The 12,689-nt window shown below is 55.5% G+C and carries 13 protein-coding genes; 7 read left to right on the top strand and 6 right to left on the bottom strand.

The window, feature by feature from the left end:
- Nucleotides 1-192: 192 nt before the first annotated feature.
- Nucleotides 193-1,065 (top strand): HAEPLYID family protein, encoded by an 873-nt coding sequence (locus EPD59_RS06995; protein ID WP_133272156.1) that lies wholly within the window; start codon nt 193-195, stop codon nt 1,063-1,065.
- Nucleotides 1,066-1,135: 70 nt separating this feature from the next.
- Here the strand turns inward: EPD59_RS06995 and EPD59_RS06990 are convergent, their stop codons facing one another.
- Nucleotides 1,136-1,294 carry a DUF2256 domain-containing protein gene (locus tag EPD59_RS06990; RefSeq protein ID WP_133272155.1) on the bottom strand — a complete coding sequence of 53 codons (159 nt, stop codon included), beginning with the start codon at nt 1,292-1,294 and terminating at the stop codon, nt 1,136-1,138.
- A 192-nt stretch (nt 1,295-1,486) separates the two neighbouring features.
- Between EPD59_RS06990 and EPD59_RS06985 the strand changes: the two genes are divergently transcribed.
- From EPD59_RS06985 to EPD59_RS06965, 5 genes are all read left to right on the top strand, one after another.
- A complete protein-coding gene (locus tag EPD59_RS06985) occupies nt 1,487-2,488 on the top strand; it encodes an SMP-30/gluconolactonase/LRE family protein (RefSeq protein ID WP_165963503.1) in 1,002 nt (333 codons plus the stop codon).
- 105 nt (nt 2,489-2,593) lie between these two features.
- Entirely contained in the window at nt 2,594-3,178 is a 585-nt protein-coding gene (locus EPD59_RS06980; protein WP_205703493.1) for a DUF1572 family protein, read from the top strand.
- Between the two features lie 6 nt (nt 3,179-3,184).
- On the top strand, nt 3,185-3,751 hold the full coding sequence (locus EPD59_RS06975; protein WP_133272153.1) for a 2'-5' RNA ligase family protein: 567 nt from the start codon (nt 3,185-3,187) through the stop codon (nt 3,749-3,751).
- 112 nt (nt 3,752-3,863) lie between these two features.
- A complete protein-coding gene (locus EPD59_RS06970) occupies nt 3,864-4,325 on the top strand; it encodes a hypothetical protein (protein ID WP_133272152.1) in 462 nt (153 codons plus the stop codon).
- A 186-nt stretch (nt 4,326-4,511) separates the two neighbouring features.
- Nucleotides 4,512-5,894: an OmpA family protein gene (locus EPD59_RS06965; RefSeq protein ID WP_133272151.1), complete on the top strand. Its 1,383-nt coding sequence runs from the start codon at nt 4,512-4,514 to the stop codon at nt 5,892-5,894.
- A gap of 69 nt (nt 5,895-5,963) precedes the next feature.
- Here the strand turns inward: EPD59_RS06965 and EPD59_RS06960 are convergent, their stop codons facing one another.
- Together EPD59_RS06960 and EPD59_RS06955 are read right to left on the bottom strand one after the other, a co-directional pair.
- Nucleotides 5,964-6,725: an SDR family NAD(P)-dependent oxidoreductase gene (locus EPD59_RS06960; RefSeq protein ID WP_133272150.1), complete on the bottom strand. Its 762-nt coding sequence runs from the start codon at nt 6,723-6,725 to the stop codon at nt 5,964-5,966.
- A gap of 71 nt (nt 6,726-6,796) precedes the next feature.
- A complete protein-coding gene (locus tag EPD59_RS06955; RefSeq protein ID WP_133272149.1) occupies nt 6,797-7,216 on the bottom strand; it encodes a helix-turn-helix domain-containing protein in 420 nt (139 codons plus the stop codon).
- Nucleotides 7,217-7,349: 133 nt separating this feature from the next.
- Here EPD59_RS06955 and EPD59_RS06950 point away from each other — a divergent pair, with 133 nt between their 5' ends.
- Nucleotides 7,350-8,237 (top strand): DUF3667 domain-containing protein, encoded by an 888-nt coding sequence (locus EPD59_RS06950; protein WP_133272148.1) that lies wholly within the window; start codon nt 7,350-7,352, stop codon nt 8,235-8,237.
- Between the two features lie 78 nt (nt 8,238-8,315).
- Here EPD59_RS06950 and EPD59_RS06945 read toward each other — a convergent pair whose 3' ends face one another.
- The 3 genes from EPD59_RS06945 to EPD59_RS06935 all read right to left on the bottom strand — a co-directional run bounded on the left by EPD59_RS06945 (nt 8,316) and on the right by EPD59_RS06935 (nt 12,664).
- The gene (locus tag EPD59_RS06945; RefSeq protein ID WP_133274616.1) at nt 8,316-9,287 is read right to left on the bottom strand and encodes a deoxyhypusine synthase family protein; all 972 of its coding nucleotides are present in this window, start codon (nt 9,285-9,287) and stop codon (nt 8,316-8,318) included.
- A gap of 135 nt (nt 9,288-9,422) precedes the next feature.
- On the bottom strand, nt 9,423-9,959 hold the full coding sequence (gene hslV / locus EPD59_RS06940) for an ATP-dependent protease subunit HslV (RefSeq protein WP_133272147.1): 537 nt from the start codon (nt 9,957-9,959) through the stop codon (nt 9,423-9,425).
- A gap of 146 nt (nt 9,960-10,105) precedes the next feature.
- Nucleotides 10,106-12,664 carry a TonB-dependent receptor gene (locus tag EPD59_RS06935; protein ID WP_133272146.1) on the bottom strand — a complete coding sequence of 853 codons (2,559 nt, stop codon included), beginning with the start codon at nt 12,662-12,664 and terminating at the stop codon, nt 10,106-10,108.
- Between the last annotated feature and the right edge of the window lie 25 nt (nt 12,665-12,689).

Below are 12,689 nucleotides of genomic sequence, written 5' to 3'. Positions count from 1 at the left end.
CAGCTACCGCTGCTGGTACAGATACAACCTTTGCTCATTCGCTACTACAGCGTGCGTTGTGTGCCCTGTCAGTTCGCGTCGGAGTAGAAACGGTTATGGCAGCTTCTTGTTAAAAGGTGATTAAAAATAGTGGCCTAGCAGGCTGGCGGCAACGTTTTTGTTCGCCGGCGGCTTCGCTAATCCTTTATTTTCATGAAATTTCTTTCTCTTCTTTTGTCGGTTTTCTGCCTGACAGTTTCTTCGGCTTGGGCCCAACAACTTGAACCCACGGAACCAACCAACAGCACGCTCGACAGCCTTTATGTGCAGGAAATTGAGGATGCGCAGGAGCCGAATAAAGTGCTGCACGCCGAGCCTCTGTTCGTTGACCTTATCCGTGACTTGGGCGCCCGAAAAGGCGAAAGAGAGTGGAATGTGGGCGCGGGCCTGACCGATAATCTGCGCTACGACAGCTACGAGGTGTTGGTCGAATACGAGTGGGCGCCCCTCAACCGCCTGGGGCTGGAAGTAGAAGTGCCCCTGACTTTCTACTCTGGTGCCCGCGGGGAAGATGTGCGGCAGCCCCGCAGCCAACTAAATGGGCTAAAAACGGCTTTTCAATATTCCTTCTTCGTCTCGGAGAAGCTGAAGACCTCGATGGCCGTTGGCTACATTAATGAGCTGACCATGAATGAGTTTCGGCAGCTTAATCAGAAGTTTATTACGGGCAACGTGTACAGTCCCTTCTTCGTGGCGGCCAAGCGCTGGGGCGACAATTATCACTCCCTGATTTATACCGGCCCCATTGCCGATCAGCACTTTGCCACAGGCCACGTCGAGTGGTCGTATCAGCTCAACTCCAGCTTTCACTACATGATACCAGGCACCCGCAACTTTCTGGGCGTCGAGTTCAACAAAGGGTGGCAGCACGGCGACTTTGACATGACCATCCGGCCCCAGATGCGCGTAGGTATTGCCGATAATCTACTTGTGGGCATTGTGGGGGGCATTCCGGTACGGCGGGAAGAGCAGCGGCTCAGCTCCTTCCTGCGCCTGATCTACGAGCCCGGCCACAAGCACAAATAGCAGCATCGGGGGGCTTTTTTCGTAGCGCGCAATACTTTTACAAGCGAAGCCTGCGGGCTTCGCTTTCTTTTTACGCCTGGCTTTTGGGCTTAGAGCGCTGACACTTCTCGCCGCAATATTTCACTTCATCCCAGCAGTTGCGCCACTTCTTACGGTACTCAAAAGGGCGGCCGCAGGTGGCGCAGATCTTGGTGGGAAGGTTGCCTTTGGTGAGCTTGGCCGGCAGCATAAAACGGGGATAACGTGTGCGCCAATAACACCGGCGCAGTGGAATAGTTGGTAGTAAGCGAACGCAATCAAAGGCTGTGGGGGCATTTCGGCGGAGCTTACTCCCCGTTCAACGAATAAAAGCCCCCACCAACCCCCACTACTGGGTCCTGCTGGTTTAGCATCCATGTTCCAGCTTACCTATCCACCCATTATGTCCTACTCTTTCTCCCCGCGCGCTTTTTCTGCTTTGCTGCTTGGTGGCTTGCTGAGCGTCGCTTCCTCCTGCTCCGAAGACAACGGAGCGCTTCCCTCCCCTGTTGGGCCAAACACCATCACCTTCACCCAGCCCGCGCTGTATCCCGAAGGCGTGCAGTACAACGACAAAACCAATAATTTCTTCGTCAGCTCCCTGACGCGCGGCGCAATTGGGCAGGTGCAGGACAATGGCAATTACCGCGTGTTTGCCGATGATGCCCGCCTGGTTTCCACCATCGGCCTCCACCTCGATGCGGACCGCAAGCGGCTTCTGGCGGCCGTTTCCGATCCGGGTGCTAATTCGAGCCGCTCTACCGCCGCCACTGCGGGCCAGTTGGCGGCCCTCGCTATTTTCAACTCCGACAATAGCAAGCTTGACACCTTTGTTAACTTGGGGGCTTTGCGGCCTGGCCAAGGGCACTTTGCTAATGATATTACCGTCGACGCGCAGGGCAATGCGTATATCACGGATAGCTTCTCGCCCATTATTTACAAGGTCGATTTACGGGGCAATGCTTCTGTATTTCTCGAGAGCAGCCAGCTAGCCGCCCCAGCCGGCGCATTCGGCCTGAACGGTATCGCTTATCATCCCGATGGCTATTTGCTGGTGGCCCAATCGACACAGGGCGTAGTGTATAAAGTGCCGTTGAGCAACCCCGCCGCGTTTAGCCCGGTGGCCAGCGCTCAGAATCTGGAAGGTGCCGACGGCATTCTGCTCCAAGATAACCGTACGCTGCTAGTCGTATCAAACAGCCAAAGCACCGTATTTCGCCTTACCTCGACAGATAACTTCGCTTCGGCTACTGTGGGGGGCAATTTTGCCACCGGCAACGTCTTCCCAACAACCCTCACGCGCCGCGGCAGCGAAACCTATGTGCTCTACGCTTACCTGAGCGCGCTATTTGGGGGGCAAAATCCGCCAGTATCAGACTTCAGCATCAATAAAGTTCGGTTCTAAACTAGCGAACCCAGCGGCGCTATCCGCAAAAACCAAAAGGCTGCCCGTGCATTTGGGCAGCCTTTTTTGTAATCTAGTACTTGTTAAACCCTCGTTGCAAGCGCTATGTCAATGCCGCCGAATGATACGCTGGGCCAAGCTGTACTGGCCAATTTCCGCACCACCTTTGCGCAGTACAAAACGCTAGCCGATCGAGCACTGGCGCAGCTCACGCCCGATGACTGGCTATACAGTCCCGCCCCCGGCTCCAACAGCGCCGCCGTGATTGTGCAGCACATGGTGGGCAACCTCCGCTCCCGCTTCACCGATTTTCTGACCACCGACGGCGAAAAGCCAACCCGTAGCCGAGACCAAGAATTTGAGGAACCTACTTCCACCGCTGCCAGCTACGTACCGGCTTTACAGCAGCAGTGGGAACAGGCCTGGGCTATCTTACTCGATTTACTGAACACGTTGCAGCCCAGCGATTTGCTGCGCACCGTTACGATCCGGGGCGAGGCGCACTTGGTGCTGGAAGCGTTGCAACGGCAGGTGGCTCACTACAGCTTACACGTAGGACAACTGGTATTTTTAGCCAAGATGATACGGGGGGATGCGTGGCAAAACCTGAGTGTGCCGCGCGGGCAAAGCGAAAACTTCACCCAGCAAGTGCGGGCGCGGGCAAACCCTACACAAGATTCGGTAGTTTAGGGACCTATGCTCGCAATCACTACCCTGCTCAGTCCGCCCAATGCGGCGCGCATCAACCGCATTATAAAGGAGTTGGAAACGCAGTTTGGCCTCGACGACGTGCAGGCCACCGCCGATCCGCATATCACCTACCAGCTGGCGGGGGTGCGTAAGCTGTCGTTGCTGAAATCTGTGCTGCGCGATGTAGCCCGCACTACCAAGCCATTTCCGGCCTTTACGACGGGCTTGGGAGTGTTTCCGGGGCCCAATCCGGTAATCTACATCCCAGTACTGCGCTCCGACGCGCTTAACCAGCTGCACATGCGCATCGTGAATGCCACCGCGCCGCTTTGTCTGCGCACCGATAAGTTCAGCGGCCCCGACTGCTGGATGCCGCACATTTCGCTGGCCCTGCACGACACCTCCCCGGATTTACTGGGACCAGTGCTCCAACACCTTAATGAGGAGACGTTTAACCTGAGGCTCAACATCAACAACATCGCTATTCTGCGGCAGGAAGGCGAGCAGTTCGTGCAGGAAAAAGTCTTCGCTTTTGAAGGGCATAAAAATGAAAAAGCCCCACTGCTTTTTTAGCTTTTCCCTTTCGGCCACCCTCTAATAAAGGCCATCAACCAAGATTTTGCCCCCCAATGTGGCATTTTCGTTCCCACTCCCGACCTTTACCGCCTCACCTTTCCCTTTTCCTATGTATGATATCGTACTTGCGCTGCACTCCTGGTCGCGCTGGCTGGTGGTTATTTTTGGGCTGATTGCGTTGTACCGCGCCTTCGTAGGTTGGCAAAATCGTCGTCCTTATCTCGGTGCCGACAATGGCATGGCAGCCGCCTTTGTGGGCTCCATGCATCTGCAACTGCTGCTGGGCCTGATTCTGTATTTCGGGCTGAGCCCGGTAGCAAAGGCAGCCACCCAAAGCATGGGCGCCGCCATGAAAAATCCCGAACTGCGCTTCTGGGGTGTGGAGCATATCGCGACTATGATTCTCGCCGTTATCATTGCACAGGTGGGCCGCTCGCTCTCCAAGAAAGCTATCAACCCCGTCTCCAAGCACAAAAAAGCCTTTATTTGGTTTGCTGTGGCGCTGGTATTGGTGCTGCTCATGATTCCGTGGGGCATCTGGAATCCTGAGCGTCCGCTGTTCCGATTCTAGATTTCTTCAAGCACAAAAAAGCCCCCCAGCCATATGACTGGGGGGCTTTTTTGTGCCGTGCGCCAATTCTATAGTCATCATCTCGTCAGAAATAAGTTCTACTTAAGATTAAAATATCTATAAAAACGCCCTTAAGTGGAAAGGATTCGTATATTGATATATCTCTTCACTAAATGCCAAAACCCTATGAGCCAGAATTTATTAGAGCTTGTTCAGAGCTACTTCAGTGGCGACACCGTACGCCAAACCAGCAACGCGCTGGGCGAAAACGAAAGTAGTATTGGCACAGCCTTGAAAAGCATAATTCCCTTGGTATTAGGCGGATTATTTGCTCGCTCCCAACAGCCTGGGGGTAACACCGAATTATTCGACCTATCCCGCCAAGCGCACAGCAGCGGCATTCTAGGTAATCTGGGCAGTTTGGTAGGCGGCACTAGCAGCACCAGCACCACCGCACCCGCCACCGATGGCAGCCTACTAAATAAGGGAGCCGAAATGCTGCGCTCCGTATTTGGCAGCAATTATACCTCCGCCGTAGATGGCATCAGTCAGCAGGCCGGCGTGCGCACATCTACCACGAGCAGCCTGATGGGTATGGCTACGCCAGTGATTTTGGGCTTGCTGGGCAAGCATGCGGCCGATAACAACTTAGACTCCAACGGCTTTGGAACTTACTTGAGCAGCCAGCGCGGCAGCATAATGGGTGCTTTGGGCAGCCTGCCCGGCAACATCGGCGGCATGCTCTCCGGTCTGGGTCTGGGTGGAGCAGCGGCCAGCGTAGGCAGCGCCGCCAGCGCGGCTACCAATACCTTTGGTAATACCGTTTCGGCGGCCGCCAACCGCACCGGCGACGCGGTCCGCAACACCGCCCGCGACGTGGAAGCCGTCGCCGATTCGCCGAGCCGGTGGCCTTGGATACTGTTGGGCCTTCTGGCTCTTGCAGCGGCGTTTTTCTTCGTGCGCGGCTGCGATAAAGAGCCCGAAGCCACCGCGCCAGCCACAACCGAAATGACGACCGACACAGCTGCCGTAGCTGCTGCCCCCATCGCGGCCCCTACCGGTCGCTATGACGAGGCCAGCGGCAACTACATCTACGATACCGGTGCCAACACCGACATTAAGCTACCCGATGGCACGGTGCTAAACGTGGGCAGCAACTCGTTTGAAGCCCGGTTGTATAATTTCCTGAACGACCCAAACCAAACCGTGAGCGATGACAAAACGCAGGGTTGGTTGAGCTTGGACCGCGTGTACTTCACCACGGGCAAGTCTGCACTCACGGCTGAGTCGCAGGCGCAGCTGAAAAATGCAGCAGCTATTCTGAAAGCTTTCCCCAATGCAGCCATCAAGCTAGGTGGCTACACGGATAATAAGGGCAAAGCCGATATGAACCTAACGCTCAGCGCCGACCGTGCCAACGCCGCCCGCAAAGCGATGATGGATAACGGCATTGAGGCCGGCCGCGTAGCCGCCGAAGGCTACGGGCAGGAGCACCCTATAGCCTCAAACGACACTCCTGAAGGCCGCGCTCAGAACCGGCGCGTAGATGTGCGCGTGACCAAAAAGTAAATTGACCTTAGGTCACATAAAAAAGCCCCCAGAAGTATTCTGGGGGCTTTTTTATGCATTTTCAATGGCTTACAATGAATAGCCACCAGAAGCTTCTATGCGTTGTGCGTTTACCCAGCGCGCCGCGTCGGAACACAGGAAGGCGACTACGCTGCCAATATCATCGGGCTCACCGATACGGCCTAGGGCGGTATTGCCCGCCATATACTGCTCTAGCTGCGGATGCGCCTCCCGAACTTTAGCCGTAAAGTCAGTTTTGATGATACCAGGTGCCACAATATTGGCGCGAATGCCGCGGCCGCCCAGCTCTTTTGCCATGTACTTTGTCAGCGTTTCCACGGCGCCTTTCATGGAGGCATAAGCCGCGTAGCCCGGCGTGGTGAAGCGCGCCAAGCCAGTCGAGAAATTCACAATGCCGCCGCCATCGGCCAGCAGGGGCAGGAGCTTCTGCGTCAGAAAATACACCCCCTTGAAGTGCACATTCAGCAGGTTATCGAAGTCTTCCTCGGTCGTTTCGGCGAAGGGCGAGGAGGCGTCGATACCGGCGTTGTTGATGAGAAAATCGAAAGTACTGCGGTTCCAGTGCTGCTGCAGGTGCTGGGTTACAGTGGCCGCAAACGCTGGAAACGAGGCCGTGATGCTGGTGTCGAGTTGCAGAGCTACGGCCTTACGACCCAAGGCTTCTATTCGGGTCACAACTTGTTTGGCCTCTGTTTCTTTGCTGCGGTAGGTGATAATGAGGTCGTGGCCGGCTTGGGCGAGTTGGAGGGCGCTATTGCGGCCGAGGCCCCGGCTGCCACCCGTAACGAGGGCTATCTTGTTTGTGCTCATAACTTTCAGTGTTAAGTTGATAGCACAAAGGTGGCCCGACGAATACCCTAAAGTATGGTGACAGCTTCAGTTTAAATGGTGACAGTTTCCGTTTTTGCTGCTCGCTGAGTTGCCCACTGTTGCTCGCGGTACTGCTTGGGCGTGCAGCCCGCAAAGCGCTTAAAGAACTTGGTAAAATTGGAAGGGTCGAAGGTGAGCCCAGTGGCTATATCGGCTACGGACCGGTTGGAATCCGTGAGTTGCTGCCGGGCTATATCCATAATGCGTGCCTCAAAGTAGTAGCAGGGCGAGTGGCCCGTGGTTAGCTTAATGGTATTGCTCAGGTGCGTAGGATGAATGTGCAGCTGATCGGCAAAGTCCCGAATTTCAAGCATTTCCGTGACCCTCCCTGCCGCTACATCGGCTATGTGCACGTCAATTAGGCGCAGAAAATCAGCCGTTATTTCGTGCTGGCGAGCCAGAATTTTCCTGGGAATGGGTGTGGAGGCCATACAATCAGAATAAGTAGCAGAAGTGGCGATACACTTACGCAACAAATCAACCTAAAAAAAGTGGGGATTCTGCGGTGAACTACATATCTTTTGTTTCAGATATTACTTATTCCAAGTTACATACACTTCGTCTATGCACTCTACGCTTACTGCCAGTTCAGCTTCAGATACACTGAGTGCTACGCATCACCACGCAATGGCTTGCCTCAACTGTGGCCATGAGGTGCCCGACCGCTTCTGTGGCCGCTGCGGGCAAGACGCCCATCACACCCATCGCCTCACGATGGCCGACATGCTCCACGACATTCCCCACTCTATCTGGCATGTGGATAAGGGCATTTTATTCACCCTCAAAACAATGATCTCGCGGCCTGGCCCCACCATTCGGGCCTACTTGGCCGGCAAGCGCGTCGACCATTTTCGGCCGCTGTCGCTGCTGCTAATCGTGACCAGCTTTTATGCTTTGGTGTCGTCGGTGCTGCACATCCAGATGTTGCCGCCTAAAGACCCTTCCATCCCAGATGCCGTGTGGCAGATGCAGCAGGCATCCACTGGCTTCATGATGAAGTACCTGAGTTGGTGCTACATAGCCATGGTGCCAGTGTGGGCACTGTTTGCGCGTTGGTTTTTGCGGCGTGGCGGCTACAATTACGCCGAGTGCCTCATCATTGTGGCGTTCATCACGGCCATCATGAACTTTTTTGCCGTGCTGTACCTGCCAGTTCTATACGCATACAGCGGCACGGCCCAAATTGGCACGGTCAGCCTAGTGTTCATGCTGCCAGTCTTTGGATACGCCACTTGGGCCTACGGCAGCTTGCTGGCCCACACTGGCATGAGCTTAGCTGGCCGCCTCTGGCGCGGCTTCATGACTTATTTGCTGGGCTATCTGACCTGCGTCATAGTTATGGTGTCTCTCACTTATGCCCTGAATTGGTCTACGTTTAAAGAGGCCATGAAGCAGGAAATGCAAAAGCAAGCTAGCGCCGCTAAGCCGGCTGCTACACCACAGACCCGCTAAAGCTGGGGTTATCATCAAGGCACAAAAAAGCCCCCACTGAATCCAGTGGGGGGCTTTTCTTTTAAAGGCTACTGCAACTTATTGCCCCAGCACCATAGCAAACACCAGCGGCGCTACAATCGTAGCATCCGACTCGATAATAAACTTAGGCGTGTCCTGGCCCAGTTTGCCCCAAGTGATTTTCTCGTTGGGCACAGCACCGGAGTACGAACCGTACGAGGTAGTAGAGTCCGAGATTTGGCAGAAATAGCCCCACAGCGGCACGCTGGTGCGGCCTAGGTCTTGGTGCAGCATCGGCACTACGCAAATCGGGAAGTCGCCGGCAATACCGCCGCCAATCTGGAAGAAACCTACTTTGCTTTCCTCGGTAGCCTGCTTAGTGTACCATTCGGCCAGATAAATCATGTACTCGATGCCCGTACGCACGGTGTGTACATTCTTTACATCGCCCGAAATAACGTGGCCCGCGAAAATGTTGCCCAGTGTAGAATCTTCCCAACCGGGGCAGATGATCGGCAGGTTTTTCTCGGCGGCGGCCAGCATCCAGGAGTCTTTGGGGTCAATCTGGTAGTACTGCTCCAGCTCGCCCGACTTCAGGATTTGGTAGAAAAACTCATGAGGGAAGTACCGCTCACCAGCCTTGTCGGCCTGCTCCCAGAACTTCAGCACTGAGTGCTCGAGGCGGCGCATCGCCTCTTCTTCCGGAATGCAAGTGTCGGTTACGCGGTTCATGTGACGCTCCAGCAAGGCCTGCTCGTCGGCGGGCGTTAGGTCACGGTAATTAGGCACCCGCTCGTAAAAGTCGTGGGCTACCAAGTTGAAGATATCCTCTTCCAGGTTGGCACCGGTGCAGCTGATGATTTGCACCTTGTCCTGGCGAATCAACTCGGCCAGTTGGATGCCCATTTCGGCCGTGCTCATCGCGCCAGCCAGCGTGATCATCATTTTACCACCTTCCGCGAGGTGCTTGTTGTAGCCTTCAGCGGCATCAATCAGTGCAGCAGCGTTGAAGTGGCGGTAGTGGTGCTTGAGGAAGTTCGTTACGTTCATCGAATCGTCGTTCAGTGTAATAGTGGGTGTGCGGTGTACAATCAATCAGCAGTTCAGAATCGTTCATTACGAGCCCTGCTTAGTAAAGATTATTAGCAGCGCTCAATCCGACCTGGGTTGCTTACAAAAGCAGCTTTACTTAAGCTCCTCAATCATGAGGTTGTGGTTGGTGTAGATGCAGATATCTGCTGCAATGTGCAGGGCATCTTCTACCATCTGGCGGGCCGTAAGGTGAGGGGCGTGCTTCTTCAGAGCCAGCGCAGCGGCTTGGGCATACATGGCGCCTGAACCGATGGCCGCGACGTCGAAATCAGGCTCAAGTACGTCGCCAGTACCAGCAATGATGAGTAGCTCGTCTTTGTCGGCTACCACCATCATAGCCTCCAACTTGCGCAAATACTGATCTTTGCGCCACTCTTTGGCGAGTTCAATAGCAGCGCGACGCAACTGACCATTATAGCTGCCTAGCTTCTCTTCAAACTTATCGAGCAGCATAAAGGCATCAGCCGTGGAGCCGGCAAACCCGGTTACTACTTTGCCATCGTGCAGCTTACGAATTTTACGCACGTTGCTCTTGGCCACGTGCTTGTCCATGGTAGCCTGGCCATCAGCGCCCACGGCAATCTGCCCGTTGTGGCGCACTCCCAGGACAGTAGTTGATCTTATTTTCATGCTTAGGTGAGAATTAGTAATTGGCAGCTGTCAGAAAATACTTGTCATCCTACGAAGGAAGGACCTTGTCCAGCCGGAATGAGGTGTTCCAACTGGGCAAGGTCCTTCCTTCGTAGGATGACAGATGATTATTGGCTGGCACCTGCTTAGAAACGGGCCTGCAATTTAGCAAAGTAAAACCGGCCGTTCGAACCCATCTGCACTGGGTCCCAGGCGCCACCGGTTTCGGTGAGCTGTGGGTCGAAGCGGTTGGGGTATACATCAAACAGGTTGGAGCTGCCCACTGAGAGCTGCAAGTGGTCGGTGAGGGCGTAGCTGAGCGAGAGGTCGGTGGTGGTGCGGGGCTTATACACCTGCGGATTATCATCGTACCCAATCAGCTCAATCTCGGCGAAGCGCACAAAGCGCAGTAGCGCTCCAAAGCGGCCGAGCTGATAATCAAACGTGAGGTTGATCTTGGAGGGTGGCGCGGAAGCCTTCACAAAGGCCTGTTCACGCGGACCAAAAAACTCATCTTCGCGCCCGGCCAGTCGGCCCGAAGTCGTCACCCGGTCGATGCGCAAGCGGTTAAAGTTGGCAGCCAGCGTGGAATTCAACCGGCTGCCGGTTAGGATGAGTGAATGGCTCAACACAGCATCGAGGCCCAGCGAAGAAGTGGAAGCGGCATTGGCGAAAAACTGAGCTTGTCCCACGTTCAACGCCTGCAAATCAGCCCCAATCACAGGGTCGTCGTTGGAGAATTGACTGGTGAGGACCACCCGATCCTTTATCTTGATGTAATAGCCATCCAGAGTTAAGCTCAATGACGAGCCTATCCGGCTGGTTAGGCCTACGCTAGCGTTGGTGGAGGTTTCCTGCTTAAGGCTCGGAATGCCCAGTTTCTGGGTGACGACGCTGTTGTTGCGGGCCAACAGTACCTCCACGGCTTGACCCTCAATAAAGTTGGTGAAGGTGGAGTTGAAGTTGATTTGCGCTAGTGAAGGCGCCCGAAAGCCGGTGCTGAACGTGCCCCGCAAGGTCAAAAACTCGGTCAGGTTGTAGCGGGTGGCGCCTTTGTAATTGAGCGTACTGCCGAAGTCGCTGTAGTTCTCGTAGCGCAGAGCAGCGGCCAGCAGCCAGCGCTGGGTCACGTTCAATTCGGCATCAACGTACACGCCTATATTGTCGCGGTTGGCCTTAATGACGTCGCTGGGCTGATAACCGGGGAAGCCTTGGGAGCCGCCCGCTATGTCGGAGCCGGGCGCATAGTTGCGGTAAGAGGCTTCTTCGCCGGCAAAAAGTGAGTACCACTCGCGCCGATACTCGGCTCCGGCGGCCAGGTTAAAGCCTTGCAGCACCGTTTTGTAGTTGCGAGTGGCGCTCAGACCAACGACGTTCTGCTGGAGCTGAAAGCCCCCCGCATCAAACCTAGTAGGCGAACTCTCGCCTAACGTCGCGTTGAGCGTGTTGCGCAGGCCGTACTCAAAACGGTTGGAGCCGAAATTATTGCTCAAATCCAGGTCCCACTCGCCCACCATTACCCGCGCGCCGACCACCGCCGAGCCGTCTATGATGTCGCTGGTAATAATTGGGTCGAAGCCGTTGGGGTAAATGGCGGGCACGTTGCGGTCATCGTCGGGGAAGCGCGTCCAGGCGTAGGCGTCGCCCTTGCGCTTATTCATGCCGCCAAACGTGTAGATGTGGGCTTTGTCGCTGAGCGGAAACTTGGCGTTGAGGTAAGCCGCCGCATTCGACACTTCCGGGTCGCCGTACTGCCGCCGAGCTATGCCATCGGCCGAGGAGGGTACATCGGCGCGTTGGGTGTGCTCGCGCTTGTTGTAGTCGAGCGTGGCATTCACGAAACCACCTTTGCTCCCCACTCCGATACCATAGTTGGCATTGACGTTGAAATTGCCACCATCAAACGTCTCGTTGTCGAAGCGGTATTTCGCGTCGTAGGCGCCGTAGTTAGCGCTTACCGTCAGTTCGTCCACGCTGTTTTTCAGCACAATATTGATGACGCCGGCAATGGCGTCGGAGCCGTATTGGGCCGCCGCGCCATCGCGCAAAATCTCAATTCGCTGAATGGAAGCCGCCGGAATCACGTTCAAGTCGGTGCCGGTATTGCCCCGTCCGCGCGAGCCAAACAGGTTGACCAGCGCCGACTGATGCTGGCGCTTCCCGTTCACAAGAACCAACGTCTGATCAGGACCCAGGCCGCGCAAAGACGCCGGATCGACGTGGTCGGCGCCGTCGGAACCGGTTTGGCGGTTAGAGTTGAAGGAAGGCGCCACAAACTGCAGCAACTGATTTACATCGAGCTGCCCGGTTTTGGCCGTCACTTCCCGAATATCAATTATATCAACCGGCGAAGGCGAATCGGTGACGGACCGGTTTTGACTGCGCGAGCCGACCACCTGCACGGCATCCAGGCTGGTGGTGGATTCGGCCAGCCGCACGCTTATGGGGCCAGCGCCCCCACTCACTTCCTGGGGGGCAAATCCGATGGAGCTGATGACCAGCGTGGGCGACTGGGAACGAGCGCGCAGCGTGAATCGGCCACTGCCGTCGGTGCCGGTGCCATTGTTAGTGCCTTTTTCCAGCACCGTAGCGCCCACTACCGGCCGGTCCGCCACGTCCAGCACTTGTCCCGTTAGGGTTTGATCTTGCCCCATGGCCATGACACTAGTCAGGCACATCATTGTAATTGGTACTAGCTGTTTCATTGCTTAAAAAGAAAAGTGAATGGAT

Origin of the sequence: Hymenobacter radiodurans (assembly GCF_004355185.1) — a bacterium.
GTDB lineage: Bacteria > Bacteroidota > Bacteroidia > Cytophagales > Hymenobacteraceae > Hymenobacter > Hymenobacter radiodurans.
The sequence above is the reverse complement of the archived record's forward strand: the minus strand, read 5'-3'. Positions and strand labels throughout refer to the sequence as shown.

What these genes read in the sequence shown, in the direction of transcription:
- EPD59_RS06955 (WP_133272149.1), bottom strand. Translation starts at nt 7,216, where the DNA reads ATGGCCTCCACACCCATTCCCAGGAAAATTCTGGCTCGCCAGCACGAA.
- EPD59_RS06980 (WP_205703493.1), top strand. Translation starts at nt 2,594, where the DNA reads ATGTCAATGCCGCCGAATGATACGCTGGGCCAAGCTGTACTGGCCAAT.
- EPD59_RS06945 (WP_133274616.1), bottom strand. Translation starts at nt 9,287, where the DNA reads ATGAACGTAACGAACTTCCTCAAGCACCACTACCGCCACTTCAACGCT.
- EPD59_RS06965 (WP_133272151.1), top strand. Translation starts at nt 4,512, where the DNA reads ATGAGCCAGAATTTATTAGAGCTTGTTCAGAGCTACTTCAGTGGCGAC.
- EPD59_RS06950 (WP_133272148.1), top strand. Translation starts at nt 7,350, where the DNA reads ATGCACTCTACGCTTACTGCCAGTTCAGCTTCAGATACACTGAGTGCT.
- EPD59_RS06995 (WP_133272156.1), top strand. Translation starts at nt 193, where the DNA reads ATGAAATTTCTTTCTCTTCTTTTGTCGGTTTTCTGCCTGACAGTTTCT.
- EPD59_RS06970 (WP_133272152.1), top strand. Translation starts at nt 3,864, where the DNA reads ATGTATGATATCGTACTTGCGCTGCACTCCTGGTCGCGCTGGCTGGTG.
- EPD59_RS06975 (WP_133272153.1), top strand. Translation starts at nt 3,185, where the DNA reads ATGCTCGCAATCACTACCCTGCTCAGTCCGCCCAATGCGGCGCGCATC.
- hslV (WP_133272147.1), bottom strand. Translation starts at nt 9,959, where the DNA reads ATGAAAATAAGATCAACTACTGTCCTGGGAGTGCGCCACAACGGGCAG.
- EPD59_RS06935 (WP_133272146.1), bottom strand. Translation starts at nt 12,664, where the DNA reads ATGAAACAGCTAGTACCAATTACAATGATGTGCCTGACTAGTGTCATG.
- EPD59_RS06985 (WP_165963503.1), top strand. Translation starts at nt 1,487, where the DNA reads ATGTCCTACTCTTTCTCCCCGCGCGCTTTTTCTGCTTTGCTGCTTGGT.
- EPD59_RS06990 (WP_133272155.1), bottom strand. Translation starts at nt 1,294, where the DNA reads ATGCTGCCGGCCAAGCTCACCAAAGGCAACCTTCCCACCAAGATCTGC.
- EPD59_RS06960 (WP_133272150.1), bottom strand. Translation starts at nt 6,725, where the DNA reads ATGAGCACAAACAAGATAGCCCTCGTTACGGGTGGCAGCCGGGGCCTC.